Source organism: Streptomyces sp. NPDC051136, from assembly GCF_044455745.1.
GTDB lineage: Bacteria > Actinomycetota > Actinomycetes > Streptomycetales > Streptomycetaceae > Streptomyces.
Genome location: NZ_JBITFE010000007.1, coordinates 78,158 through 103,928 on the forward strand (window position 1 = coordinate 78,158; position 25,771 = coordinate 103,928).

Annotated in this window: 27 protein-coding genes and 1 tRNA gene; 10 read left to right on the forward strand and 18 right to left on the reverse strand. The window is 71.5% G+C overall.

Annotated elements, in window-relative coordinates:
* Nucleotides 1–636 precede the first annotated feature (636 nt).
* Nucleotides 637–1,341, forward strand: coding sequence for a hypothetical protein (locus ACIBCJ_RS20895; protein ID WP_365980809.1), 705 nt, complete (start codon nt 637–639; stop codon nt 1,339–1,341).
* An 807-nt stretch (nt 1,342–2,148) separates the two neighbouring features.
* On the opposite strand, the gene ACIBCJ_RS20900 is transcribed toward ACIBCJ_RS20895, so the two are convergent.
* From ACIBCJ_RS20900 to phoU, 10 genes are all read right to left on the reverse strand, one after another.
* Nucleotides 2,149–2,625 carry a hypothetical protein gene (locus ACIBCJ_RS20900; protein ID WP_365980808.1) on the reverse strand — a complete coding sequence of 159 codons (477 nt, stop codon included), beginning with the start codon at nt 2,623–2,625 and terminating at the stop codon, nt 2,149–2,151.
* A gap of 338 nt (nt 2,626–2,963) precedes the next feature.
* Complete coding sequence (locus ACIBCJ_RS20905; protein ID WP_365980807.1) at nt 2,964–3,449, reverse strand: hypothetical protein; 486 nt, start codon at nt 3,447–3,449, stop codon at nt 2,964–2,966.
* A 60-nt stretch (nt 3,450–3,509) separates the two neighbouring features.
* On the reverse strand, nt 3,510–3,830 hold the full coding sequence (locus tag ACIBCJ_RS20910) for a transcriptional regulator (protein ID WP_365980806.1): 321 nt from the start codon (nt 3,828–3,830) through the stop codon (nt 3,510–3,512).
* Nucleotides 3,827–4,318, reverse strand: coding sequence for a hypothetical protein (locus ACIBCJ_RS20915; protein ID WP_365980805.1), 492 nt, complete (start codon nt 4,316–4,318; stop codon nt 3,827–3,829). The genes ACIBCJ_RS20910 and ACIBCJ_RS20915 overlap by 4 nt, the downstream gene beginning before the upstream one ends.
* Before the next feature lie 91 nt (nt 4,319–4,409).
* Nucleotides 4,410–4,805, reverse strand: coding sequence for a VOC family protein (locus ACIBCJ_RS20920; RefSeq protein ID WP_362101799.1), 396 nt, complete (start codon nt 4,803–4,805; stop codon nt 4,410–4,412).
* A 98-nt stretch (nt 4,806–4,903) separates the two neighbouring features.
* Nucleotides 4,904–5,302, reverse strand: coding sequence for a signal peptidase I (locus ACIBCJ_RS20925; protein WP_362101797.1), 399 nt, complete (start codon nt 5,300–5,302; stop codon nt 4,904–4,906).
* A 63-nt stretch (nt 5,303–5,365) separates the two neighbouring features.
* Nucleotides 5,366–6,235: an AraC family transcriptional regulator gene (locus ACIBCJ_RS20930; protein ID WP_365980804.1), complete on the reverse strand. Its 870-nt coding sequence runs from the start codon at nt 6,233–6,235 to the stop codon at nt 5,366–5,368.
* Nucleotides 6,236–6,348: 113 nt separating this feature from the next.
* Nucleotides 6,349–6,597 carry an SCO4226 family nickel-binding protein gene (locus ACIBCJ_RS20935; RefSeq protein ID WP_362101791.1) on the reverse strand — a complete coding sequence of 83 codons (249 nt, stop codon included), beginning with the start codon at nt 6,595–6,597 and terminating at the stop codon, nt 6,349–6,351.
* Nucleotides 6,598–6,706: 109 nt separating this feature from the next.
* Nucleotides 6,707–6,862: a hypothetical protein gene (locus tag ACIBCJ_RS20940; protein ID WP_362101788.1), complete on the reverse strand. Its 156-nt coding sequence runs from the start codon at nt 6,860–6,862 to the stop codon at nt 6,707–6,709.
* Nucleotides 6,863–6,975: 113 nt separating this feature from the next.
* Entirely contained in the window at nt 6,976–7,665 is a 690-nt protein-coding gene (gene phoU / locus ACIBCJ_RS20945) for a phosphate signaling complex protein PhoU (protein WP_362101900.1), read from the reverse strand.
* 214 nt (nt 7,666–7,879) lie between these two features.
* Here phoU and ACIBCJ_RS20950 point away from each other — a divergent pair, with 214 nt between their 5' ends.
* Nucleotides 7,880–9,151: an ATP-binding protein gene (locus ACIBCJ_RS20950; RefSeq protein WP_362505717.1), complete on the forward strand. Its 1,272-nt coding sequence runs from the start codon at nt 7,880–7,882 to the stop codon at nt 9,149–9,151.
* Nucleotides 9,148–9,828: a response regulator transcription factor gene (locus tag ACIBCJ_RS20955; protein WP_133890658.1), complete on the forward strand. Its 681-nt coding sequence runs from the start codon at nt 9,148–9,150 to the stop codon at nt 9,826–9,828. Before ACIBCJ_RS20950 ends, ACIBCJ_RS20955 begins: the two co-directional genes overlap by 4 nt.
* Before the next feature lie 106 nt (nt 9,829–9,934).
* Here the strand turns inward: ACIBCJ_RS20955 and ACIBCJ_RS20960 are convergent, their stop codons facing one another.
* Complete coding sequence (locus tag ACIBCJ_RS20960) at nt 9,935–10,675, reverse strand: DUF461 domain-containing protein (protein WP_362101781.1); 741 nt, start codon at nt 10,673–10,675, stop codon at nt 9,935–9,937.
* A 655-nt stretch (nt 10,676–11,330) separates the two neighbouring features.
* Here ACIBCJ_RS20960 and ACIBCJ_RS20965 point away from each other — a divergent pair.
* From ACIBCJ_RS20965 to ACIBCJ_RS20990, 6 genes are all read left to right on the forward strand, one after another.
* Nucleotides 11,331–11,813, forward strand: a complete 483-nt coding sequence (locus ACIBCJ_RS20965; RefSeq protein ID WP_003953493.1) for a CarD family transcriptional regulator — start codon at nt 11,331–11,333, stop codon at nt 11,811–11,813.
* A gap of 317 nt (nt 11,814–12,130) precedes the next feature.
* Nucleotides 12,131–12,943: a 2-C-methyl-D-erythritol 4-phosphate cytidylyltransferase gene (ispD, locus tag ACIBCJ_RS20970; protein WP_362101778.1), complete on the forward strand. Its 813-nt coding sequence runs from the start codon at nt 12,131–12,133 to the stop codon at nt 12,941–12,943.
* Nucleotides 12,933–13,511, forward strand: coding sequence for a 2-C-methyl-D-erythritol 2,4-cyclodiphosphate synthase (gene ispF / locus ACIBCJ_RS20975; protein ID WP_365980803.1), 579 nt, complete (start codon nt 12,933–12,935; stop codon nt 13,509–13,511). The genes ispD and ispF overlap by 11 nt, the downstream gene beginning before the upstream one ends.
* Nucleotides 13,512–13,853: 342 nt before the next feature.
* Nucleotides 13,854–15,254: a cysteine--tRNA ligase gene (gene cysS, locus ACIBCJ_RS20980; RefSeq protein ID WP_362101772.1), complete on the forward strand. Its 1,401-nt coding sequence runs from the start codon at nt 13,854–13,856 to the stop codon at nt 15,252–15,254.
* A 155-nt stretch (nt 15,255–15,409) separates the two neighbouring features.
* Nucleotides 15,410–16,351: a 23S rRNA (guanosine(2251)-2'-O)-methyltransferase RlmB gene (gene rlmB / locus ACIBCJ_RS20985; protein ID WP_362101769.1), complete on the forward strand. Its 942-nt coding sequence runs from the start codon at nt 15,410–15,412 to the stop codon at nt 16,349–16,351.
* A gap of 117 nt (nt 16,352–16,468) precedes the next feature.
* Nucleotides 16,469–18,193 carry a DoxX family membrane protein gene (locus ACIBCJ_RS20990; protein ID WP_365980802.1) on the forward strand — a complete coding sequence of 575 codons (1,725 nt, stop codon included), beginning with the start codon at nt 16,469–16,471 and terminating at the stop codon, nt 18,191–18,193.
* 112 nt (nt 18,194–18,305) lie between these two features.
* Here ACIBCJ_RS20990 and ACIBCJ_RS20995 read toward each other — a convergent pair whose 3' ends face one another.
* The 3 genes from ACIBCJ_RS20995 to msiK all read right to left on the reverse strand — a co-directional run bounded on the left by ACIBCJ_RS20995 (nt 18,306) and on the right by msiK (nt 20,943).
* Complete coding sequence (locus ACIBCJ_RS20995) at nt 18,306–19,043, reverse strand: nucleotidyltransferase family protein (RefSeq protein WP_362101764.1); 738 nt, start codon at nt 19,041–19,043, stop codon at nt 18,306–18,308.
* Between the two features lie 43 nt (nt 19,044–19,086).
* Nucleotides 19,087–19,554: a hypothetical protein gene (locus ACIBCJ_RS21000; protein WP_243860309.1), complete on the reverse strand. Its 468-nt coding sequence runs from the start codon at nt 19,552–19,554 to the stop codon at nt 19,087–19,089.
* Between the two features lie 252 nt (nt 19,555–19,806).
* Nucleotides 19,807–20,943, reverse strand: a complete 1,137-nt coding sequence (gene msiK, locus ACIBCJ_RS21005) for a diacetylchitobiose ABC transporter ATP-binding protein MsiK (RefSeq protein WP_362101758.1) — start codon at nt 20,941–20,943, stop codon at nt 19,807–19,809.
* A gap of 220 nt (nt 20,944–21,163) precedes the next feature.
* Between msiK and ACIBCJ_RS21010 the strand changes: the two genes are divergently transcribed.
* Nucleotides 21,164–21,240, forward strand: a tRNA-Thr gene (locus ACIBCJ_RS21010).
* A 59-nt stretch (nt 21,241–21,299) separates the two neighbouring features.
* Here ACIBCJ_RS21010 and ACIBCJ_RS21015 read toward each other — a convergent pair.
* The 4 genes from ACIBCJ_RS21015 to ACIBCJ_RS21030 form a co-directional block, all read right to left on the reverse strand.
* Nucleotides 21,300–22,736 (reverse strand): NADase-type glycan-binding domain-containing protein, encoded by a 1,437-nt coding sequence (locus tag ACIBCJ_RS21015; protein WP_365980801.1) that lies wholly within the window; start codon nt 22,734–22,736, stop codon nt 21,300–21,302.
* Nucleotides 22,733–23,242: a phage tail protein gene (locus ACIBCJ_RS21020; RefSeq protein WP_166662138.1), complete on the reverse strand. Its 510-nt coding sequence runs from the start codon at nt 23,240–23,242 to the stop codon at nt 22,733–22,735. The genes ACIBCJ_RS21015 and ACIBCJ_RS21020 overlap by 4 nt, the downstream gene beginning before the upstream one ends.
* 65 nt (nt 23,243–23,307) lie before the next feature.
* A complete protein-coding gene (locus ACIBCJ_RS21025) occupies nt 23,308–25,266 on the reverse strand; it encodes a putative baseplate assembly protein (RefSeq protein WP_362505738.1) in 1,959 nt (652 codons plus the stop codon).
* On the reverse strand, nt 25,266–25,718 hold the full coding sequence (locus ACIBCJ_RS21030; protein WP_133890646.1) for a GPW/gp25 family protein: 453 nt from the start codon (nt 25,716–25,718) through the stop codon (nt 25,266–25,268). Before ACIBCJ_RS21030 ends, ACIBCJ_RS21025 begins: the two co-directional genes overlap by 1 nt.
* Between the last annotated feature and the right edge of the window lie 53 nt (nt 25,719–25,771).

A 25,771-nucleotide genomic window follows, 5' to 3' on the forward strand; every position in this document is an offset into this window, starting at 1 on the left:
ACGTCAAACAGACGCGTACCCCTCAGCATCTGACCGGCTGTCGCACCGGTCAGCGGAAGCGCCTGAGCAGGCTCGGATCGAACTCCTAAAGCGGAGCTCACTCCCTACACCGCTCAAGACGCGGGCGTGAAGCCGACAGACTGGTCGAGGTGGAACGGGGAGCCCGAAGCCGTCGGTGTCCACCCCTCACGCAGGGCAAGGCGAACGGCCGCAGCAATTCCGGACGGCAGCATTGGCTCAGCCTCCCCGCCGATCCAGTTGCTCTGATGCGGCTGGTCGATGGTGACCACGAGCGTCCTGCCCGGGGTATCCGCATGCTCCACCGTGCACGTACACGGCGACCAGGCCAAGCCCTGCAAGTACGTCGGCCGGCCTCGCAGCCGCCAGCGGTAGGCCGTGCCGCGACAACGATCCGTCGTGATCCCTTGCAGACCAATGCCATCACTCCCCCTATAACAGCGACGATGCTAGCGAGCCCGGCCCCGCCCTCCATCTCAGTTCCCGTCTCATCAGTGTCGTTCGCGACCGTTCAGACGAGACCGGAGACGGCAGCCGCTCAGACGGCCGGTGCTGAGGGTCCATGCCGCTGGGCCCGGTCGCCCTTGATGTAACCGGCCTGCAAAGGCAACGTTCCTCGTGGCTTACAGCAGCTACAGTTGCGCCCTCGCCAGAGACGTCGAGGGGGAAATCGTGGGTTTCTGGTACTACCAGCGGCGATCATTTCGAGTGCTCCGGGCCAAGATCCGCGCTTGCTGGAGCCGTCGCGTGAAGATCGGACTTCTCGCCGCCATGGCCACGATCATCACGGTGAGTTTTCTAGTGGCGCCTGCCATTAACGACTATCGCCACAGGAACGACATTGCGATTGAGAAGATCAAGGATGGCGATCCCGTGGATCGCTGCATCCCCTCCATCGTAGGCAGCGGCAAGCTGGACAACGGTCACGGGCTCTGGATTGCCGTTGGCTTCCTCGTCAAGGACACAGGGCGCGACAAGGACAGGGGCCGGAAGCGCATTCTCTTCTCGAAGCGTGCGGAGCAGAGCAGCGATGACGAGTGGTATGCGAGCAAGATTGACGTGGGAGGCGAAGGGCAGACGGACAGCCCGTACATGCTCTACGCGGTAGACGTCGACCCTGCTTTGGACCGCGCACTGTTGTCCTCTTCAGTGGAGTTGTCCCCCTATGACGACCCGGCACCTCCCAGTAAGGACAACTGGCGAATCTCGTTCGATAGCTTCCCGTCCGGGGCGCATGAGGTCGACCGCAAGGTCGTCACCCGAAGAGCGGGCGACGACCCCAACTGCAACGCCAAGGTGCAGGCGTCGCGAAAGAAGCAGTAGTCACCGCCAAGACCCGAGGGCCTCTACAAGGGTATGTCCGCGATCATGGGGCCCGGCCGAAGCCGCCAGTCACCCGCCGCGCCACCCCGCCCCTTCCTCAAAGGAGTGCTCAGCCAGCCGTGGCCTATCCGTGGACACGTCCGCCTCACCCGTCGCAGTGAGGGCTGTAACCTCGCCAATGCTGCGCACCGGCAACAGGATCGAGTGCGTGTCTAACTGCGTGACAACGACGACGAACAACGGCGGACCTACACGAACGTCAGCGGACCATCAACGCAGCTGACAGGCAACGTTGCCCAAGGCGCTGTCCCCACCCAGGTTGCTTCGGGACGAAGAGGTCATCACGCAAGGTGTCACGTATCCGCTTCCGTAGTAGCGGCTTGTGCTGTTCGACGGTCGACAGCGTGGGTGAGGCCGGCGGGGGCACAGCGAGGCACACGCGTGCCTGCACAGGCGGCTGACCCATCGTCGTGGCTGGCTGTCGTCGGCTGAGGTTCAGACTGGGCGCATCGAGGGTGCTCGCCGTCAGCTGAGCGCGCCGAAGCTGGGCCGTCTCTGGGCCGTCCAAGGTCGCTCGACAGTGGTTAATGACGACCAACGACGACCACCAGGCGCATGGCCCATTGTCTCTGAGTAGCGAAAACGCAGGTCACCAAGATCCTCGGCAAGACCCAGGGTAAGAAGAAGTAGCCTCCTGTGTAGAGCCCCCGTTCTCCGTCGAGGGCGCTGTTCGCTGTTCAGCGGGTTGGGCGCTTCGCCGAGCCCGCTATGTGGTCCTGCAATGGGCAGACGCGGACGATCGCTCCTTCAGGGCGCAGTGCGGTCTCCGCTGATGCGTAGGTCTTGTCGCATGCGTGCCCGAAGCGCGGCAAGGGCTTCGTCGTAGTTTCGGCGCGCCTGGAGATAGGCCTGGTCGGTGACCAGGACTCCATCCATTACGCGGTCGCGGAGGTCACGCAGGCGGCGGAAGGTGTCCTCCGAGGCCTCCACGACGCGGGCGGGTGCGCTGATGGTCATCTGGTACCTCAGGCCGATGCACGGTCCGAACGCCTCGCGAGCCGTGGTGCGGCGGGTCGAGGGGGCGATGTCGGGATCCCGGGCCATGTTGCCGCAGGCGTGCCGTGCCTCGGAGAGGGTGGCCAGGTAGTCCCCGTACAGGATGCGCCGCGCTTGCGTCTCGCGGTCCAAGCGCTCCCGCTTCCACCGCTGACGGTCCAACAGCATGGCGGAGCCCGTGGCGATGGCGGCGCCGACTACGGTGCTGATCAAGGTGATCCACTGCATGGGCCGACCGTAATCACCGTCTCGGTGTCCGCGGCCCCCGTGCGCGGTCGGCTCTGGCAGGTCATCTGCTGGCCATCGACGTAGCCCGACCGTCGGTTAGGTCCCGGACGATGCTCCGGGCCGCCCCCGTACAGGCCGGGGATGCAACCATTCCTTACAGAGCTGGAACCCCCGGAAACCGACCGCGCACTTGGGAGCGTAGAGGTCGGCACTGACAACGGGCCCGGGGATGGCGGCCGTAGAACGTTGCCGTGACCGATGGTGGGGGCAACCCCCCGCCTCGACGGCGGAGATGTCGTCGCGCCGACGGTCGGCACCGACTGCCCCTTGTGGGAAGGTCAGAAAGCCCACCGCTTGATGACCGCGGGCGGGGACTCCGGGGCCGCCCACACCTGGATGCGGATCCTTTCCATGGTTTCGGGACTCGCCGCCGAGTCGACGTCGGCCTGAGCCGCCCGGGTCAGGTTGCTCCGGGAGACGCGGACGCGGTTCCAGCCGGGCGGGACCTCGAACGTCGCTGCGTCCGGGCCGTAGTCCGTACAGCCCAGAACCATCAGGCGACCCGACGACACCTCCAGGCCGGCCTCGACGACGTGGTCGAACTCCGAGCTGTCGTCGTCCGGTTCCCGAGGCAGGAGGTCGACCGTGACGGACACGTCGACGTTGACCACCGTGCCGATGCCCAGCGCGTCCTGCGCGACCGCCAGGTGATCGGCGACGGCCTGGCCCGTCCAGGCATCGCTGAGGTCACCGTCCGTATCCGCGTCGCAGACGTGTATCTGGAAGTAGTCGGCGAAGAGGGTCAGCTCTGTCGATGTGGTCATGGCGGCACGGTGTCACGCGGCACCGACAGCCGGATCAGGAAGCCGGATCGGGGAGCCGGATCAGGGAGCCGGATCCGACGGTTCCACGATCGCGCGTAGTGCCGCCAGGTGCCCCTGGTACGCGGCCCGGCCCTGCCGGGTGAGACGGAGCCACACGCGCTGGCGGGTGTCGCGGACGGCCTTGCGTTGGTCGACGTAGCCGGCGTCCATCAGGACCGTGACGTGTTTGCTCAGCGCGGAGGCGGAGAGGGCGAGGTTCTTCTGGACCAGGCCGAACTCCGCCTCGCCCGCCGCCTCCAACAGGGCGCAGATACGCAGGCGGTGCGGGGCGTGGATGGTGGTGTCGAAGCCCTCCAGCGGGTCGCCGTTTCCGGCGCTCACGCGGTCCTCCGGTGCAGGCGTACGAAGGTGAGGTGGAAGCCGACGGACACGGCTGCGCCGATGAGTGCGGCCGCGATCAGCCAGGCCGGCCGGCCCGTGGCGCGGAAGGCGTACGGGCCGCCGACCAGCAGCAGGGGGAGGCCGATCATGAGGGGCAGGGTCGCCCGCTTCGGGAGGACGTCCATCCGCAGGGCCACGCCGGTCCGCTCGCGCCACGCCTTCGCCGCCACGGAGAAGAGCGCCGCGTAGAGCGCGGTGATCACCAGCAGGGTGGCCATCCAGGCGGGGCGCGGCAGCAGCCAGTCGCGGTCGGCCATGATGCCGCCGAGGATGACCGGAAGCGCCGCGGTGTAGAGCGTCAGGGTGAGGAAGAACCAGGTCGGCCACGGCGTGGCCGTCAGTGCCGTGGCCGAGATCCGGACGCGGTCGGTGTCGGCCAGGGCGGCGCGGGCCTGCTCCGGCGTGAGGGATACCCCGTTGCTTTCCATGCCGGAAACAGTAGCAGTCTGTTTCCGGTGTGGAAAGACTCGGGTTTCCGGGGTGGCAAGTGATGAGTCCGCCGCCGGTGTCGGGGAGCGGTCAGTCGGACGGGGCCAGGGTGCGCAGGACGCAGAACTCGTTGCCCTCGGGGTCCGCCATGACCACCCAGCTCCGGCCGGGGCCCTGGCCCACGTCCACCTTGGTGGCGCCGAGGCCGAGGAGTCTGGTCACCTCGTCGTCGGTGCTGCCGTCGATGGGGCTGACGTCCAGGTGGAGCCGGTTCTTCGCGGTCTTGCCCTCGGGCACCTGGATGAAGACGAGCGTGGGCGGCATCTGGCGGGCCCGGACCTCCTCGACGGTCGGCTCCCAGGAGCCGATCTCGACCTTGTCCTCGCCCCGGTCGATCACCTCGAAGTCCAGAGCCGCGCACCAGAAGGCTGCGAGCAGCTCCGGATCGTGGCAGTCGACGGTCAACTCCGTGAATCTGCTGGTCATTTCTCCCCCAGGGTGTGTGGACGGGCGCTCAGCCTAGGGGGCCGGGCGCGGACACCGCAGCTCAGGTGCCGGCCGCGGACACCCGCGGGCATCACGGCTCAGGTGCCGGTGGCCCGCGGAGCGTCGTCGTCCTGGCCGGCGACCGCGTACCCGGGTACGGACGGCCACCGCACCGTCAGGACGACGGACTCCTCCTCGGCGTACCAGGAGTGGTCGACGCCCCTGCCCCACACGACGTAGTCGCCCTGTTCGGCCAGGACCACGCTGCGGCCGGGCAGTTCCACCCGGAAGCGGCCGCTGATGAGGACCTGCAAGGCGGTGCGTTCCTCGCCGGTGACCCAGTGGGCGCGTTCGTCGCCCTTCGGGTGGACGCCCCACTTGATCTCGACGTCCTCGCTGTGCCGGGGGTCGGAGGCGTCCTTGAAGTGCCCCAGCAGCCACCCCCGGTCCAGTGCCGCGTCTTTGCCCGCGTTGCCCACGTACACGCTGTCCGTCATGGTTCCGGAAGCTAGCATCCGGGGCGGCGGGGGCCGTGGCCGTACGGCGCTCGGGCCGTGAGCTCAGGCCGGTTCCACTGGCAGCCACAGTTCGGTCGTCGCCGTCGTGAAGTCGTCCGACCGGTCCAGGACGGCGACGATCGACGGGCCGGGGCGCAGCCGCCAGGGGTTGGAGGGGAACCACTCGGACGCGGTGGCCGCCCAGGTGGTCTGGAGGGCGTCCGGGTAGGCGCCCGAACTGCGGAAGACCGCCCACGTGCCGGCCGGGACCTCGATGGCGTCGAGGTCGTCGGGGGCCGCGGTGCCGGCGGACACGGCCACGCCGTGCAGGTAGGTCAGTTCGGTGCCCTCCGCGCTGTCCTGGGCCACGTCGTCGCTGACCTGGAGCAGGCCCGCCGGGTCCGTGTCGCCGAGGGCCTTCAGACGGGCGTGGGCCTCCGGGGGGAGGGCGGCGATGTGCTGCCGGATGTGCGGGTTGACGCCCTCGTGGACGAGCGGGACGCGGGTCGCGTGGCCGATCAGGCGGAACGCGGGGCGGTCGGTGAAGCGGGTGTCCATGCGGGCGTGCCCTTCGACGGTCAGGCGGAACCTGAGCTGCGGTTGTGCCCGAAGGGGACCCCCGTCACGGCGTACGTCGCGCGGGGCGCAGCCGTGGACCGACCGGAAGGCGCGTCCGAACGCCTCCGTGGAGCCGTATCCGTACCGGACGGCGATGCCCAGCAGGTCGTCCTCGCCCCGTACGACGTCGGCGGCGGCGACCGTCATGCGGCGCCGGCGGACGTACTCCGACAGCGGCATGCCCGCCAGCGACGAGAACATCCGGCGCAGGTGGTACTCGGTGGTGCCGAGCTTCGCGGCCAGGGCCGGTACGTCCGGCTCCTCGCCGAGGTGGTCCTCGACCAGGTCGACCAGGTCGTTCAACGCGGTGATCACGGGCCTCCCTTCGGCATCCACCGTGTCAGGGGGTGCCCCGGTGACGCCCGATCGCAGCGGTTCGGTTCGGTCGGTGACCGCGTGCAGGCTACTCGTACTGTGCCCCGGGCGGGCTACACGGACAGCGGGACCTCGTGGATCTCGTCCGCCTTGTGACCGGTGCGTTCGTGAACGCGCTGGACCGCTTCGGCCGACGGGCCCTCGGAGAGGCAGTAGATCGTGCCGGAGTCCGGGTCCGCCCACGCCTGCTGGAAGTGGACGTCCTCGTCCTTCTCCACGGCGAGATCGGCCTGGTGGGCCCGGTGCAGCTGGTCGGCTGTGATGCCGTGCATTCCGCGGTGTACGTCCATGAAGTGAGCCATGGTGCGTCGCACCCCCTTCTGGTCTCTTCCAGGGTGCGCCTGTGGGACGGCCGGGGCGACCCCGGCCGTCCCACCGCTCTCCTCCGGCCCGCTGCCCGCCGCTACCGCGTCAGCCGCACTGGCAGGGATTGCCCGACTGGCAGCCGCAGCCGCAGCCCGAGCCGCAGCCGCACGCGGCGACCAACGGCAGGCTGCGGATCTCGGGGGGCTGCTCGGTGGGACGTTCCTGTGCGGGGTCGGGCTTCGTGCGGGGGGAATCGGCCATGGTTCCTCCTGGAAGCGGGTGCCTGGGTCCATTGCACGCCCGCGTCGGCCGTCGCATCAACGGCGCACTGGAGTGAACGCGCGCCCCCGGCCCGCCCCCGCACGCGCGGGGACTCAGGCGCCCTCGGCCTGCGTCACGGGCTGGATGTCCGACTGGAGGTCGTCCGCGTGCTCGCCGGTGACCAGGTAGACCACGCGCTTGGCGACCGCGACGGCGTGGTCGGCGTAGCGCTCGTAGTACCGGCCGAGCAGGGTCACGTCGACCGCCGTCTCGATGCCGTGCTGCCAGCGGTCGTCCATCAGGTGCTGGAAGAGGGCCCGGTGCAGGAGGTCCATCGCGTCGTCGTCCTGCTCCAGCTGGAGGGCCAGGTCGACGTCCTTGGTGATGATCACCTCGGCGGCCTTCGCCATCAGGCGCTGCGCGAGCTGGCCCATCTCCAGGATGGTCGCGTGCAGGTCGTGCGGCACCGCACGCTCCGGGTAGCGCAGCCGGGCCAGCTTGGCCACGTGCTGGGCCAGGTCGCCCGAGCGCTCCAGGTCGGCCGACATCCGCAGCGAGGTCACGACGATGCGCAGGTCCGTCGCCACCGGCTGCTGCCGGGCCAGCAGGGTTATCGCCCGGGCCTCCAGCTCGTGCTGGAGGGTGTCGACCCTCTGGTCCGCCTCGATGACGGCCTCCGCCAGCTTCAGGTCGGAGTCGAGGATCGCGGTCGTGGCGCGTCCGATGGCCGACCCGACCAGCCGGGCCATCTCCACCAGACCGTCACCGATCGAATCAAGTTCCTCGTGGTACGCGTCCCGCATCAGGATTCCCTCTCGTACGTCCAGTTCGGGGGCTCGAAGACCGGCCTCACGCCCTCGCCGTGCCCCCACGCTTACACGGTCCGGCCCGTACGCGTCCGTTTCCGGCACCCCAAATGAACCGTCACTGGCTCCAAGGTGAACTCTGGGCGACGAGTGTTCGAGGTCGCACCCCGATGGCTGGGGCGGGACGGTTCACCATGCCTAACCTGGAGACATGGACGTGAACGCGGCGGTCGCCGCAGTGGCAGCGATCGCCGGAGTACTCACCGGCGTCATCGCCGTGCTGGCGTTCCGCTGGAGCGAACGCGACCAGAAGCGCCCCACCCGCACCTCCCTGCACACCGACCCGGTGCTCCCGCCCGGCGTGGACACCGTCCTTTCGGTGCTCAGGTCGTCCGCGGTCGTCCTCGACGAGGCCGACGCGGTGGTCAAGGCCAGTTCGGCGGCATACGCCCTCGGCCTGGTCCGGGGCGGCAAGCTCGCCGTCGAGCCGATGCTGCAGATGGCCCGGGACACCCGGCGGGACGGAGAGATACGGCAGGTCGAGCTGGACCTGCCCCGGCGCGGGACGGGACGCGGGGAGGCGCTCGCCGTCTCCGCGCGCGTCGCGCCCCTCGGGTCGCGGCTGGTGCTGCTGCTGGTCGAGGACCTCACCGAGGCCCGCCGCATCGAGGCCGTACGGCGCGACTTCGTCGCCAACGTGAGCCACGAGCTGAAGACACCGGTGGGGGCCCTCTCCCTGCTCTCCGAGGCCGTCATGGACGCCTCGGACGACCCCGAGGCCGTGGAGCGGTTCGCCGGGCGGATGCAAATCGAGGCGACCCGGCTCACCAACCTCGTACAGGAGCTGATCGACCTCTCCCGGGTCCAGAACGACGATCCCCTCGACGACGCCGAGCCCGTCCGGGTGGACGAGCTGGTCGCCGAGGCCATCGACCGCTGCCGGCACGCCGCCGGCACGAAGCAGATCACCATGGCCGCCGGAGGTACGGCGGATCTGCGCGTGCGCGGCAACCGCGGCCAGCTCGCCGCCGCGCTCGGCAACCTCGTCGAGAACGCCGTCAACTACTCGCCCGCCCGCACCCGGGTCGGCATAGCGGCCCGCCGCATCGCCGCGCCCGGTGGCGACCTGATCGAGATCGCCGTCACCGACCAGGGCATCGGCATCTCCGAGAAGGACAAGGAGCGCGTCTTCGAGCGCTTCTACCGCGTCGACCCGGCCCGCTCCCGGGCCACCGGAGGAACCGGACTGGGTCTCGCGATCGTCAAGCACGTGGTCGCCTCGCACGGCGGGGAGGTCACGGTGTGGAGCGCCGAAGGCCAGGGCTCCACCTTCACCCTGCGACTGCCGGAGGCGGGCCTCGCCCGCGACCGCGCCCAGCAGCGGTCCGACCGCGCCGGACTCAGCGACGAGACCGAGCGGTCGTCCTCATCCCCCCATACATCCGCGTACGAAACGTTTCCCGCCCCGGAGGTCCTTCCGTGACCCGTGTGCTCGTCGTCGAGGACGAGGAGTCCTTCTCCGACGCCCTGTCGTACATGCTCCGCAAGGAGGGCTTCGAGGTCGCCATCGCGACCACCGGCCCCGACGGACTCGACGAGTTCGAGCGCAACGGCGCCGACCTCGTGCTCCTCGACCTGATGCTGCCCGGCCTGCCGGGCACCGAGGTCTGCCGCCAGCTGCGCGGCCGTTCGAACGTTCCCGTGATCATGGTGACCGCCAAGGACAGCGAGATCGACAAGGTCGTCGGACTGGAGATAGGGGCCGACGACTACGTCACCAAGCCCTTCTCCTCCCGCGAGCTGGTCGCCCGCATCCGCGCCGTACTGCGCCGGCGCGGCGAGCCGGAGGAGGTCACTCCGGCCGCCCTGGAGGCGGGGCCCGTCCGCATGGACGTGGACCGGCACGTGGTGACGGTCGGCGGCACCAAGGTCGACCTGCCGCTCAAGGAGTTCGACCTGCTGGAGATGCTGCTGCGCAACGCGGGCCGCGTGCTGACCCGCATGCAGCTGATCGACCGGGTGTGGGGCGCGGACTACGTCGGCGACACCAAGACCCTCGACGTCCACGTCAAGCGGCTGCGCGCCAAGATCGAGCCCGACCCGGGGGCGCCGCGCTACCTGGTGACGGTGCGCGGGCTGGGCTACAAGTTCGAGCCGTAGGCCGGCCCGCCGGCGCGGGCGCGCGCGACCGGACACGCCGAAGGGCGGGCCTCACGGAGAGGCCCGCCCTTCGGCGTGTCCGCGTATGCGTAGGTGCCTGCGGTGCTCAGTGGCCGGCTTCGGTGCCCGTGCCGGTCTCCTGGGAGCCGTCGTCGGCCGAGCCGCTGCCGGCCTCGTCCGCCTCGCCGGAGGCCGTCGCGCCGGCCGACGGGCCGCCCGAGGACTCCTCGCCGGCCGGGGCGCCCGAGGACTCGCCGTCGGACGGCTCGCCCGAGGTCTGTGCGGAGGCCTCCCCGGAGGGCTGCGCCGACGCGCCCGGGGCCGCCGGGACGTCGCTGGGGCCCCAGTCGGCGAAGTAGCTCTCGGCGGGGACGACGAGCGCGCGCAGGCTCACGTCGCCGGTCTTGCTGAAGGTGAAGGTGATCTTCTGCGCGTTGCCGTCCTGGAGCGCCTCGCGGCTGCTCGGGAGCACGGCGGCGGCGTTGTCCTTGCCGCCGATGATCAGCCGGCCGCCGGCCGGGACGGTCAGGTCGCCCTTCTCGCCCTTGGCGGGCTTGAGCTCGGCGGACTTGCCGGTGCCCGGGACGGTGACGGACTCGAGGGTCTGCGGCGTCGTCCCGTTGTTGAAGAGGGTGACGGCGACCACGGCCGGGCCGGTCGACTCCAGGTCCGGCTGCGTGATGACGACGGCGTTCTGGACCTCGATGTCCCCGACGCTCGTCGCGGCGTGGTCCGGCTTGATCTCCAGCGTCTGGGCGTTGTGACCGGCACCGCACGCGGCGAGCGAGGCGATCGAGAACGCGATGGCGGCGGCGGCGAGGGCACCGCGTCGAAGGCTGCTGCTCACGGCGGCGGCAACTCCTTGGACTCGAGCGGGGTGGCGGCAACGGATAAAGCCGCCCTAAGTGGCTGTCAGCGGCCTTAGGCTACCGAGCCGTTCTCGGGCCGCCGCACCCGACCCTCCCCGAAGACCCCCGGCTTCGCCCGGCAGGCGGTAGGGCACGGACCTGCCACGGGGGGCGGTCGCGGAGCGGTGCGCCGCCCCGCCGGGCGTCGTTTTGCGGCGCGGACTCGTCCGACATTCAGCTGGGAAGCCTCCGCCATACCGGTTGTGGATCGGCACGCGAAATCTCTGTGAAGGAATGCGCGGACGGCCGCGGAATTGATCACCGGCGGATCGGGCGGCGCCCCTCGTGATCAATTCCGGATTCGACCGGAACCCCGCCACGGTCACCGAACGGAGTAGCGGGAGTCGCACACGCGGAACCGGACATATCGGGATCTTCGGGCGGGTGGCGGGGGCTCCGGTTGTGTGTGACGCGCGTGTTTCGCCCGGCCTGAAGAGCGGCTCCGACCTGCGAATACTTTCTTCCGCTCGCCCGCCGCAGCACGTTCCTGTTGCTGTTGTCAAGCCCCGAGATATGCCCTGACCTGCGAAAACGCCATTCAGAAGACGCAGTTTCCGTGTTACTCTGGATAGCCACGGAAGGGGTACCTGTCACATGACGTTCAAGGTTGGCGACACCGTGGTCTATCCCCATCACGGGGCCGCGCTGATCGAGGCTATCGAAACTCGCCAGATCAAAGGCGTGGACAAGACCTACTTGGTGCTGAAGGTCGCCCAGGGCGACCTGACGGTACGTGTGCCAGCGGACAATGCGGAGTTCGTCGGCGTACGTGATGTGGTCGGTCAGGACGGGCTGGACCGGGTCTTCGAGGTACTGCGCGCGCCGTACGCCGAAGAGCCCACGAACTGGTCGCGTCGTTACAAGGCAAACCTGGAGAAGCTCGCCTCCGGCGACGTCATCAAGGTCGCGGAAGTCGTACGCGACCTGTGGCGCCGCGAGCGCGAGCGCGGACTCTCCGCAGGTGAGAAGCGCATGCTCGCCAAGGCCCGCCAGATCCTGGTGAGCGAGCTGGCTCTCGCGGAGAACACCAACGAGGACAAGGCGGAGGCCCTGCTCGACGAGGTGCTCGCCTCCTGATCCGACTGGATCCGAGGCGAGGCGCAGACCGTCAGCCACTCGGTTCAGCGCACTGAAATGCCGCGGTGCCCGATGACATCCTTGCTGTCGCCGGGCGCTGCGGCATGTTCGTACCCGGATCCGGTCCGCGGCATCCGGACGTCCGGATGCCCATGATCCTCGTACGCTCATCCCGGGAAGGCTCTCCCCGGGTCCTGGCGTGCCGGGCCCGGGCTGCTGGCTCGACCAGGGTCACGGAAGGGTCCGGTCAAGGCATCGCGCCCGGCACGGTGAGGCCATACCCAACTAGGTCGAGCACACAAACCTGACAGGAACCGATGTCTGACGAATCGCGTCCCTCGCCCACCGACACCACTGCCGGGGCACCGGCCGAGACCGCTGCCGGGGCGCCCGCCGCGGACCGTGCGCGGGCCAGGACCGCCGCCGTGATCCCCGCCGCCGGCCGGGGCGTACGGCTCGGTCCGGGCGCGCCCAAGGCGCTGCGCGCTCTGGGCGGCACGCCCATGCTCATCCACGCGGTCCGGGCGATGGCCGCCTCCCGCGGCGTCTCCCTCGTCGTGGTCGTCGCCCCGCCCGACGGCGCGGCCGAGGTCAAGAACCTCCTCGACGTGCACGCCCTGCCCGACCGGACGGACTTCCTCGTGGTGCCCGGCGGCGAGACCCGGCAGGAGTCCGTACGGCTCGGCCTGGACGCGCTGCCCGCCGAGTACGACATCGTCCTCGTGCACGACGCGGCCCGGCCGCTGGTGCCGGTGGACACGGTGGATGCCGTGATCGAGGCCGTACGCGAGGGCGCGCCCGCCGTGGTGCCGGCGGTGCCGCTCGCCGACACCGTCAAGCAGGTCGAGCCCGCCGCGGTGCCGGGCGGGCCGGAGCCGGTGGTGGCGACGCCGGAGCGGGCACGGCTGCGCGCGGTCCAGACCCCGCAGGGCTTCGACCGCGCCACGCTGGTGCGGGCCCACGAGACCGTGACCGACGACGTCACCGACGACGCGAGCATGGTGGAGCAGCTCGGGCTCGCGGTGGTGGTGGTGCCGGGGCACGAGGAGGCGTTCAAGGTGACGCGCCCGCTGGACCTGGTGCTGGCGGAGGCCGTACTGGCGCGCAGGAGGCTGAACGATGGGTTCTGAGGGGCTTGAGGGTTCTGAGGGGCTTGAGGGATCTGAGGGTGTGAGGTCTGGGGTTTCGGGCGGGTCCGCGGGTTCCGGGGCGGGCGGGACGGTGCTGCCGCAGGTCGGGATCGGGACGGACATCCACGCCTTCGAGGACGGGCGTGAGCTGTGGTGCGCCGGGCTGAAGTGGGAGGGCGAGGGGCCCGGGCTCGCCGGGCACTCCGACGCGGACGTCGTCGCGCACGCGGCGTGCAACGCGCTGTTCTCCGCGGCGGGGGTCGGGGACCTCGGGCAGCACTTCGGCACCGGGCGGCCGGAGTGGTCCGGGGCGTCCGGGGTGACGCTGCTGACCGAGGCGGCGCGGATCGTGCGGGCGGCGGGGTTCCGGATCGGGAACGTCGCGGTCCAGGTGGTCGGGGCGAGGCCGAAGATCGGCAAGCGGCGGGACGAGGCGCAGGCCGTGCTGTCCGCGGCGGTGGGGGCGCCGGTGTCCGTGTCGGGGGCGACGACGGACGGGCTGGGGTTTCCCGGGCGGGGGGAGGGGCTGATGGCGGTGGCCACGGCGTTGGTCGTACGGGTGTCTTAGCGCCGGGCGCGGTGCCTTGTCGGTGCCCTGAGCTTGTTGGCGCCCCGCGTCGCCCCGCTGTGCGGGGCTCCGCCCCGCACCCCGCCAGGGGCTCCGCCCCTGGACCCCGCCCGTGCCCACCCGCCACCCGACTCGCGGGGACAAGAGCTCGCCGCCTCGGCGTCGGGGCTCGAGGGGACAGGAGGGCGTCGCCTGGGCGTCGGGGCTCGGTGGGACGGGTGGGCGCCCCGTGCTCGCGTCGAGGTTCGGCTCGGGGGAACGGCGGCCCGGGTTGCGACTCGGTCCGGCAACAACGCGGGATGTGTGCCCTGGGCACTGCCCGGCGCCTACTACCCTGGACGCGTGACTATTCGCCTGTACGACACCAGCGCCCGGCAGATCCGTGACTTCGCCCCCCTCACGCCGGGCTGCGTCTCGATCTACCTGTGTGGTGCCACCGTGCAGGCCGCCCCGCACATCGGGCACATCCGGTCGGGGCTGAACTTCGACATCATGCGCCGCTGGTTCGCGTACCGCGGCTACGACGTCACGTTCGTCCGCAACGTCACCGACATCGACGACAAGATCATCAGGAAGGCGGCCGAGCAGAACCGCCCCTGGTGGTCCATCGGTTACGAGAACGAGCGGGCGTTCAATGACGCCTACGCCGCCCTCGGCTGCCTGCCGCCGACGTACGAGCCGCGCGCCACGGGCCACATCACCGAGATGGTCGAGATGATGCGCGGCCTCATCGAGCGCGGGCACGCCTACGAGGCCGACGGCAACGTCTACTTCGACGTGCGGTCCCTGCCGGGCTACCTGTCGCTGTCCAACCAGGACATCGACGACCTGCGCCAGCCCTCCGAGGACGGCGAGACCGGCAAGCGGGACCCGCGCGACTTCGCCATGTGGAAGGCGGCCAAGCCCGGGGAGCCCAGCTGGGAGACGCCGTGGGGCCGGGGGCGGCCCGGCTGGCACCTGGAGTGCTCCGCCATGGCGCACAAGTACCTGGGCGAGGAGTTCGACATCCACGGGGGCGGGATCGACCTGATCTTCCCGCACCACGAGAACGAGATCGCGCAGGCCAAGGGCTTCGGCGACGCCTTCGCCCGCTACTGGGTGCACAACGCCTGGGTCACCATGAGCGGCGAGAAGATGTCCAAGTCGCTCGGCAACAGCGTGCTCGTGAGCGAGATGGTGAAGAAGTGGCGGCCGGTCGTGCTCCGGTACTACCTGGGCACGCCGCACTACCGCTCCACCATCGAGTACAGCGAGGAGTCCCTGCGCGAGGCCGAGTCGGCGTACGGGCGCATCGAGGGCTTCGTGCAGCGCGTCACCGAGCTGGCCGGCCACGTCGTCGAGCCCGCCGCCGAGGTGCCGCCCGCCTTCGCCGAGGCGATGGACGACGACCTGGGCGTCCCGCAGGCGCTGGCGATCGTGCACACCACCGTCCGGCAGGGCAACAGCGCGCTGGCCGCAGACGACAAGGACGCCGCCGTCGCCCGCCTCGCCGAGGTCCGCGCCATGCTCGGCGTCCTCGGTCTGGACCCGCTGGACCCGCGGTGGGCCGGTGAGCAGGAGCAGGGCGAGGACCTGCGGCACGTCGTCGACAGCCTCGTACGGCTCGTGCTCGACCAGCGCGAGGCCGCCCGGGCGCGCAAGGACTGGCCGACCGCGGACGCCATCCGCGACCAGCTCGGGCAGTCCGGACTGGTCATCGAGGACAGCCCGCAGGGGCCCCGCTGGAGCCTCGGCTCCCGCTGACCCGGCCGGGCGGCGCGAGCCGGACCGTAGATCGATTGTGCCGCCCGGCCCTCCGGGCGGCACACTGCATAAGACACGAACACCGCACAAGACGAACAACAGCGCACGAGACGCAAGCACCACCCCGAAGACGCGAAGAGCGGAGACAGGTACTCATGGCCGCGAACAACCGCCGCATGTCCGGCAAGAAGGGCGCGCAGGTCGGCAGCGGCGGCCAGCGACGCCGGGGCCTGGAAGGCAAGGGGCCCACGCCCCCCGCCGAGATGCGCAAGGGGCACGCCAAGCAGCGCGCCGCCAACGCCAAGGCGCGCCGCGCCACGGGCCGCCCGCAGCAGCGGCGCGGCGGCGGCCGCTCGACGTCCGAGCTGGTCGTCGGCCGCAACCCGGTCTACGAGGCGCTGCGCGAGGGCGTGCCCGCCTCGACGCTCTACGTCCAGCAGTTCATCGACAACGACGAGCGGGTGCGCGAGGCCCTCCAGCTCGCCGCCGAACGCGGTGGCATCAACCTCATGGAGGCGCCGCGCCCCGAGCTGGACCGGATGACCAACGGGCTCAACCACCAGGGGCTCGTGCTCCAGGTGCCGCCGTACGAGTACGCGCACCCCGAGGACCTGGTCGCCGCCGCTCACGACGAGGGCGTGGACCCGCTGATCGTCGCCCTCGACGGCGTGACCGACCCGCGCAACCTCGGTGCCGTGGTCCGCTCCGTCTCCGCCTTCGGCGGCCATGGCGTCGTCGTGCCCGAGCGGCGCGCGGCCGGCATGACGGCGGGCGCGTGGAAGACGTCCGCCGGTACCGCCGCACGTACGCCGGTGGCCCGCGCCACCAACCTCACCCGGGCGCTGGAGACGTACCAGAAGGCCGGCATCACGGTCGTCGGTCTCGCCGCCGACGGCGAGGCCGAACTCGGTGACCTGGAGGCGCTGGACGGCCCCGTCGTCATCGTCGTCGGCAGCGAGGGCAAGGGTCTGTCCCGGCTCGTCGGCGAGACCTGCGACGTCCGGGTGCGGATCCCGATGCCGGGTGGCGCCGAGTCGCTGAACGCCGGTGTGGCGGCGGGGATCGTGCTGTACGAGGCGGCGCGTCGGCGTTCCTGAACGCGTGTTCGGCGTATAGCTCGAACGGGGCGTTCGAGGCTGTCCGGACATGCTTGACGCGGTCCGGACAGATCGGGGCGGTCAAGGCAGTGTCCTAACGACACATCACTCGGTTAGATGAGTGTGGACACCAGAACACCCCGCACACCCACGGGGGACCGCTCGTCGGGATACGACGACGCTCCCGCGCTGAGCATGGTGAAGGTGCCGAGCGATCCGGCCCAGGTCATCGTCAACCACGCGAGTTTCCGCGTGCAGTTCGGTGCCTCCGCGCGGCGGACCCAGTCCCCGCGGATCGCGCGGCACCTGAGCGCCACCCAGGACACCGCCCGCATGCCCGCCGCCCCGGGCCGCCGCCGTGCCGTCGTGTGGAGCGGACGCTCCGACCCGGACGACACCGGCGCGCACCGGCTGCTCCAGGCGGTGCGGGCGGGGGCCGGCCACCACGCCGACGAGCCGGTCGCCGACGCCGGGGCGACTCAGGTCATCCCCCGGGTCGGCCTCGACGGCGGCCCCCTCGGCTACGACGACGGCCCCGCCACCCAGACGCTCGAAACCCCCCTCGTCGGCGCCCAGCGCGGCCCCGTGCCCGACGGCACCCGGCTGCTGCCCGCCATGCGCACCGTCGGCAGCGCCTACGACGAGCCCGGCTACGACGGACCTCCCTACGACGGCCCTGCCTACGACGACGACTTCGCGTCCGCCGAGGGCTACCGCCCCGACGGCTACGACCCCGACGGTCTCGAGGACACGGAGCAGGGCGAGCCCCGCAGCAGGCGCCGCACCGACGACCCGGCCCGGCACGCCTACTTCCCCGGCCGCCGCATGAACCTGGGCGTCGTACTGCTGCCGCTGCGGGTCTTCCTCGGCTTCATCTCCATCTACGCCGGCATGGGCAAGCTCTGCGACCCCGTCTACTTCGACGGCGGCGAACGCGGCTCCATGGTGAAGTGGCTCAACACCCTGCACCCCTGGGACGTCGCCGAACCGCTGCGCCAGTTCGCCCTCGGCCACCCCGTGGGCGCCGGGCTGGTCATCGCCTTCCTCCAGGTGCTGGTGGGCGTCCTGACCGTCCTCGGCTGCTGGCAGCGCGTGGCCGCCGTCATCGGCGCCGCCCTGTCCGCCGCGCTGCTCGTCACCGTCAGTTGGAAGAGCGTCCCGGTCTACGACGCGCCCGACATCATCTACCTCGCCGCCTGGTCCCCGCTGATCATCGCCGGGGCCCCCGTCTACTCCGTGGACGGCAGGCTCGCGGGCAGCGCCTGGCGCCGGCTCGGTCCCCGCTCCGACATCTGGGACCTGCGCCGCTACGTCCTGCGCCGCGGCGCCGTCATCACCTTCCTGGTCGCCGGTGTGACCCTCCTCGTCGGCTCCGTCCTCGGCGGTGCCGTGCGGGACGCCGACCGCGTGGTCGTCCCCGGGCCCGGCGAGGCCCCGCGCAACGAACTGCCCGGCTCGCCGCTCCCGCAGGAACCCGGCGCCCGCACGACGAAGACCTCCTCCCCGGAGGCCTCCGCCTCGCCCACCCAGGGCGCCACCAGCGGCGCGTCCGCCCCCGCCGGGGACGACGCCACCGCGCCGGGAGCGACCCGCGACAGCAGCGGCACCGCCACCGGCGGCGGCATGCCCAGCCAGACCCAGGGCACCACGGGCCAGGCCCCGCCCCGCCACTCCGCCCCGGCCGGCCAGGCGCCGAGCACCACGGCGGGGCCGACCTCGGGCGGCACCTCGTCCGGCGGCGGCTCCACCGGCGGCACCGGCGGCACCGGGAGCGGTGACGGCGGCGGCTCGTCGACCACCGGGGAGCCCGGTAGCCGCCTGGTGGGCGGCCTCCTGGGCTGACGCCCGCCGTCCCCGCGCTCGCCGCACCCCGCGGCCGGGGGAGCACAGCAGGGCCCCGCACCACGCGTGCGGGGCCCTGCTCCGTTGTCGTACCGCCCGGCTGCGGGGCCGCTCAGCGGCCGCCCAGGGCCGCCAGTTCCCCGGCCGCCTCCGTCAGGTCCTTCGCGGTGTCGATCGCCCGCCAGTAGGAGCCCTGCGGGATCGGGAAACCGGCCAGCCGGCGCTCGCGGGCCAGCCGTGGGAAGGTGGTGCGCTCGTGGTCGCCGCGCTCCGGGAGCATCGCGGCGAACTCCGGCGAGAAGACGTACACGCCCGCGTTGATCTCGACCGTCGACGGCGGTGCCTCGATGAAGTCGGTGATGTGGCCGAAGCCGTCCGTCTGCACGGCACCCCACGGCAGCCGCGGACGGGCCAGGGCGAGGGTCGCGACGGCGTCCCGCTCGGCGTGGAAGTCGGCCATGTCGCGCAGCGAGAAACGGGTCCAGATGTCGCCGTTGGTCGCGTACCAGGCCCGGTCCGGGTGCGGGAGGTGGGCGGCGGCGTACCTGAGGCCGCCGCCGCGGCCCAGCGGCTCGGTCTCCACGACGGTCGTGACGGAGAGCGGCAGGTCGGCGCTCTCCAGCCACTTCTGCAGCACCTCGGCCAGATGACCGCAGGAGACCACGACGTCGGTGACGCCCTCCTCGGCGAGCCAGGCGAGCTGATGGCCGATGATCGGAGTCCCGGTGCCCGGGATCTCGACCATCGGCTTCGGCCGGTCGTCGGTGTAGGGGCGCAGCCGGGAACCCTGCCCGCCGGCCAGGACGACGGCTTGCACGGGGCGGCGGGACGCGGCGCTCGGATCGGTCATGCCCGAACTGTACGCGGCGCCTCCGCCCGCCCCCGAAGGGTGCTCAGCTGTGCGCGGCCAGGACGCCCGAGGCGAAGGCGGTGTCGCAGACGGGGCGGGCGTACGACTGGGCGCGCGTCGGGCCGTACACCTTCACCGCGGCGCGGCCGAGGGCGCGGGCGATGGTCGCGCAGTGGTCGGCCAGCGACGGGCGCTCGTTCACCGCCTGCTGGAGGTGGGTGAGCGCGACGCCCGGGTCCTCCTCCTGCAGCTCGGTCAGCAGCCGGTCGCGCAGCACCTCGTGCGGGGCGCGGGCGACGCGGGCGGAGGACGCCTTGGAGGACGAGGCCTCCGACGCGGCGAGCACCGAGTCCGAGGGATCCCCGGACCAGTCGACGCGGGTGACCGCGAGAGTCCCGGAGAGCACCAGGACGACGGGCAGGACGAAGGCGAGAGAGCGGCCGATCCGGCGGGCGGGGCCCCGGCCGCGTCGCGTCTGTCGGGTGGTGGAGTGCTTCACGGAGTGCTTCACGCGAGTGAGGGTAGCGCCCGGTAATGATTTGGCGACATTTAGTCACCCCATCGGGGGATGAAGAGCGGGCGAGAACGGGATAGGGGGTTGACGAACACCGGTCGAAACGTCCGTTGTGCCGGGGTAATTGTCGACAACGAAAAGAGCCCCGCAGCAGGCCGCGGGGCTCTTTTCGTCAACACGGGCCGAATCACCCGGTCGCGTGGTTTCTCAACGGGAGGTTTCCCGGGGGATTTTCCCGTAGGGACGCCGTCAGTCGGTGAGGCGCTCGCCCGTGGAGGACGAGAACACGTGCGTCTCGCCCGGACGCGGCACCACGTGGACGGTCGCGCCCTTCTCCGGCACCGCGCGGCTGCTGACGCGGACCACGAGGTCCTTCGTCTCGCCGCTGACGTCGACCGTGCCGTAGATGTAGCCGTCGGCGCCGGTCTCCTCGACGACGTTCACCGAGACCGCGAGACCGGCCGGGGCGTCCGCCGAGTCCTTCGTCAGGGTCTTCGACACGCCGCCGTCCAGCTCCACCACGTCGAAGTGCTCCGGGCGGACACCGACGGTGACGGTGCGGTCGCCCTTGTCCGCGGCGGCCTTCAGGGCGTCGCGGTTGACCGGGACGACGCTGTTGCCGAACTTCACGCCGCCGTCGGTGATCGGGACCTCGACCAGGTTCATGGCCGGGGAGCCGATGAAGCCGGCGACGAAGAGGTTCGCGGGCCTGTCGTACATGTTCCGCGGGGTGTCGACCTGCTGGAGCAGACCGTCCTTGAGGACCGCCACCCGGTCGCCCATCGTCATGGCCTCGACCTGGTCGTGGGTGACGTAGACGGTGGTGATGCCCAGGCGGCGCTGGAGCGAGGCGATCTGCGTACGGGTGGACACACGGAGCTTGGCGTCCAGGTTGGACAGCGGCTCGTCCATGAGGAACACCTGCGGCTCACGCACGATCGCGCGGCCCATCGCCACTCGCTGGCGCTGACCGCCGGAGAGCGCCTTCGGCTTGCGGTCCAGGTACTCGGTGAGGTCGAGGATCTTCGCGGCCTCCTCGACCTTCTGCCGGATCTCCGCCTTGTTGACGCCGGCGATCTTGAGCGCGAAGCCCATGTTGTCGGCGACGGACATGTGCGGGTACAGCGCGTAGTTCTGGAACACCATGGCGATGTCCCGGTCCTTCGGCGGCAGGTGCGTCACGTCGCGGTCACCGATGCGGATGGCACCGCCGTTCACGTCCTCGAGCCCCGCGAGCATCCGCAGCGAGGTGGACTTGCCACAACCGGACGGGCCGACCAGGACGAGGAACTCACCGTCCGCGATGTCGATGTCGAGACCGTCGACGGCGGGCTTGGTGGAACCCGGGTACACACGGGTCGCCTTGTCGAACGTAACTGTGGCCATGGTGAAAGGGCCCCCTTCTACCGGCAGGAACGTGCCGGACGATCCGTTGTAGGAAGGTGGTGGTGTAGTCCACACGGGTGAAGCTGAGCAGGACGGTACCCGGCGTTCACCTGATCTGTCAGTAGCTGGAAGTCTGTGAATTTCGCCGAAATTTTCGAATCACATCGTTCACCGGCCCTGTGTACAGTGGAGCAGCCTCCGCGCGCGGCACCGCGCGCGTGCCTCCTTAGCTCAGATGGCCAGAGCAACGCACTTGTAATGCGTAGGTCGTCGGTTCGAATCCGACAGGGGGCTCCAGCACGGCAGGACGACGCCCCCGCGATCCGTGATCGCGGGGGCGTCGGCGTGTGGGTGGGTCAGGAGGAGCGGTTGGCGCTGGAGGGGCCGAAGAACTCGATCTCGGAGATGGCCACCTGCTTGTCGGCGGAGGCCGCGTGGGCGGATTCGATGGTGAAGCGGACCTTGGTGACCTCGCCGACGCGGAAGGGGCGTCGCTGGCCGCCCGCACCCTGGTCGAGGGTGAGGTCGCGGGTCTTCACCGACCCGTCCTTCATGGTGATCGTCGCCTTGATGCGGTGGGGGAGGGCGGACTCCTGCAGTTTGTTGGCGCGGGAGGAGACGCCCGGGGTGATGATCACGTCCAGCAGGCGGGTCGGTTCGGTGAAGGTGGCCTCGACCCACTCGCCCTGGCCGGACTGCGAGATGCCGGGACCCCACCAGGTGTTGCTGAGCTTGTCGATGAGGAGCTCGGGCTTGTGGCCGGGGAAGGAGTGCGACGCCTTGATGCCGTCGGGGGAGACGGGAGCGCGCTTGGCGAAGTGGTCGCGGGTGTTGTCGATGCCGTCGGGGATGTACATGAAGCCGAGGACCGCGAGGACGGCGACGACGGCGACGGTGATCCAGGTGCCGATGCGGTCGAAGACGCGGCGCAGGCGGGGCCGGTCGCCGGCCCAGGGGGTCTCGCGGCGGCGTCCGCCGAAGAGCCGGCGCCACCAGGGGGCGCGCACGGTCGCCTGGTCGCCGCTCGCGACGAGGGGCATGGCGCAGCGGGCGCAGTAGTGGCGGTCGGGGCGGTTGGGCGTGGAGCACCAGGGGCAGGGCGGGCCGTTGGCGATGTCCGGCTGGTGGCCGGGGGCGCGGACCTGCGGCCGGTCGGCGTCGGGGCGGCCGGGCAGGACGGGGGCGACGGCGGGGGGTGCGGCCGGGGCGGGGGCCCCGGGTTCGGCGACGGGGACGAGGAGGGAGCGGGCCCGGTCGGACATGGTGTCGCTGAGGCCGTTCGGGGCGGGTGCGGTGGCCGGGGGCACCGGGGCGGTGGGGGCGGTCTCGTCGGTGTCGCGGGTGCGGGCGGCCGCGGTGGGTGCAGTGGCCGCGGTGGGTGTGGCGGGTGCGGTGGCCGCGGTGGTGGGTGGGGCCGACGGGTCCGGGGTGTCCGCGTGGCCGGTGTCGTCCGGTGCGGCGTCCGGCGGGGTTCCGGTGCCGGCCGGGTCGCCGGGGTGCGGGTCGGCCGACGGGTCCGCGGGGCGGCGTGGCTGGGGCAGGGTCGGGTTGTCCCCGAGGGTGCCCGGCGGTTCGGCGGCGGGCGCGGGTGCGGTGCGGGCGGTGCGGGCGGGGGGCGTGCCGGAGCCGGCGAAGGCGTCGAAGCCGGGGTTCTGGTCGGTGGTGGCGGCCGCGGGCTGCGCGGTGCGGGCGGCACCGGTCTGCTCCCAGCTGAGTACGGCGCCGCACGCGTCGCAGAAGGACTGGCCCGGTTCCGCGCGGGTTCCGCACTCGGCGCAGTTCTGCGTGGTCATCTCTCCGGGGTCCTTTCGGAGGCGGTCACTTCGACCGTGTAGGGCATGTGGGCGGGACGGGCGGCGGCGACGAGGGCGTCCAGGCGATGGGTGTCGGCCGGTTTCGGGTCGGGCAGCCGGAGGGTGACGTGCAGGTAGGGGCGGGGCCGGCCGGGGAACGGTCCGAGGGGCCGGGCGTTCCATTCGGCGCCGCCGCTCTCGGTGATCTCCGGCTCGACGCCGAAGGCCAGCCGGACGGCCTCGGACAGGCCCTGCCGGGTGCCGCGTACGCGGTGCAGCCGGGCGGCGGCGGCGACGGCGGCGCGCAGCCGGTCCTCGGGTTCGGTGCCGTCGGTCTCGGCGCCCACCCAGGTGCCGAGCCACTGGGCGAAGTCGGCCGGGGTGAGGGCGGGGTCGAAGTAGGTGTCGAGGCAGTCCAGGACGCTGAGGATGGGCGCGAGGACGTCGTCGAGGCCGCCGACGAAGCGCAGGGCGAGGTCGTCGTCGGCGAAGACGGCGGGCAGCATCGAGCTGATGGGCAGGGAGGAGCCGAGCCCGTCGACGGAGCCCCGGTGGGAGGCGGGGGCGGCGGTCACGCGCTGTCCCCGATCACGCGGACCCGGTGGTCGTAGGAGAAGACCAGGGCGGGGGCTTCGAGGTCGATGCGGTCGGTGGGGTCGCCGCGCTTGCCGGTGAGGGGGTCGGCGGGGTGCAGGACGACCTCGTCGACGAGTTCGACGCCGGGCACGCGCTGGAGCACGGCGAAGACCTCGCCGGTCTGCACGGGCCGTCCGAAGGGCCAGCCCCTGCCGTCGGCGCCGCCGGTGAGCGGGTCGAGGTGGCGGTAGAGGGCGTCGTGGGCCTGGCGGCGGACGCGGTCGGCGTCGACGTCGCGGAAGGCATGGATGGTGGCGACGACGGTGACGCCCTGGTAGTAGGGCGGTCCGACGGACAGGCGGGTGCCGATGAGGCGGCGTTCGTCGAGGTGGCGGGTGATGCGGTGGAGGAGGGCGTCGCCGGGGACGAGCTGCTCGAAGCGCAGGCGTCCGCCGGGGTCGGGCACGGCCTGGGGGACGACGAGGACGCGGACGGCGTGGGCGCCGTATTCGTTCTCCTTGCCCTCCAGGCAGGTGATGCGGGCGGTCTCCGGGGCGGCGCGGCGGGCGAGTTCCTCGTAGTCGCGCAGGGTGACGGCGCGTTCCTGGGCGCGCAGGGTGATCGGCGCCCGGAGTTTCGCCTCCTCGACGGTCTCGCCGTCGACGCCGCCGCGGGCGGCCTCGCGGTTGACGACCTCGGAGACGTACGGGATGGAGGTGCGCAGGACCTGCACGGCGCCGCGGGCGACGTTGCCGGCCCTGCCGCCGCCGGTGCGGTAGCGCAGGGCGCGGATGACGGCGCCCTTGGGCGGGACGGTGCCGTACTGGCGCAGGGTGCCGTCGGCCTCGCGGACGGCGGGGCCGAAGGAGATCTCGCCGGTGGCGGCGTCGAGGGTGATGTGGTGGTCGTCGGGGCGGGAGCCGGCGAAGTGCGGGACGACCTGCCAGTCCTGCCAGCCGTCGTCCTCGGCGGTCTGCAGGAGGACCGAGGGGTCGTCGGCGACGACGGGGGCGTGCTGGAGCCTGAGGCGCTGGCCGGGCAGGCCGGTGGACTCGCCGAGGGCCTCGTCGTGCACGGTCTCGGCGTGGACGGTGCCGGTGGTGCCGCCGATGGTGTAGGCCTCGGCGGAGCGGATGGTCGGTGAGGCGGTGTAGAAGGGCTGGCCGGGCAGGGCCTCGGTGACCCGGCAGCGGATCCAGCCGGCCTCGTGGCCGCCGTTGCGGGACAGGACGTGCCCGCCGGGTATGTGCAGCACGACGTCGCCGGGGCGGTTGAGGCCGCCGGTGCCGTCCCGGTCGACCTCGCAGGACTGCCAGCCGTCCTCGGTCCAGGCCTCCCACACCAGCGGCGGCTGCCGGGGGTCGACGCCGACGCCGTCGACGCGGCTGTCGAGTTCGAGGGCGAGCGCGCAGTGCGGGACGGCGTTGGTGAGGCCGATGAGCATGCAGTCGCCCGGGGCGGGGGCCTCGGCGAAGCACATCAGGTCCTTGCCCTCGGCGAGGTCCGTGGTCCGGTCGGTGACGGCCTCGCCGCTGTGCTGCACCACCAGGCGGCTCAGTTCGCACGGTACGACGGTCAGGTCGCCGACGGTGCTGAAGACGACGGCCTCGTCCCGTTCGGTGCGCAGGGTGGCGACCTCGGTGCCGACGGGGACCAGGATCGCGTCCTCCTGCGGCGCGGACAGCCAGAAGGTGACGTCCGTGCGGGCGGCGGACGGCGGGAAGAGCGTGATGCCGACCAGGTCGAGGAAGGCGAGGTGGTTCTTCTCCGGCACCCGGTTGAGGCGGTAGACGATCTGGTCGGCCATGTGGGCGACGGTCTCGACGAGGGTGACGCCGGGGTCGGAGACGTTGTGGTCGGTCCACTCCGGGGCGCGCTGCTGGATGTAGCGCTTGGCGTCGTCGACGAACTGCTGGAAGCGGCGGTCGTCGAGGTTGGGGGAGGGCAGGGGCATCAGCGGTCGCTTTCGGGTGAGCCCGGGAGGCCGGCCGGACCGTCGGGGAGGTCGGGCTCGTCGTGGGACGGGATGACGTAGAACGGGAAGACGAGGCTGCGCGGGTTGTTGGTGCCGCGGATCGAGTAACGCACGTCGATGTAGAGGACGTTCTGGCCGGCGCCGGTGGTGACCTCGACGTCGTGGACCTCGATGCGCGGCTCCCAGCGGTCCAGGCTGACGTACACCTCGTGCTGGATGCGGCCTGCGGTCTGCTCGTTGACCGGGGCGAAGACCAGGTCGTGGATGGCGCAGCCGAACTCGGGCCGCATCGGCCGCTCGCCGGGGGCGGTGGCGAGGACGAGCCGCATGGCCTCCTCCACCTCCTGCTCGCCGCTGACGAGGGCGATCCCGCCGGTGGGTCCGATGCGCAACGGGAACGACCAGCCGGAGCCGACGAACTGTTCGGCCATCAGGGAGCCACCTGCCTTCTTCTCTCTTCGCGCCCCGTGCGTCGGTGCGGCTG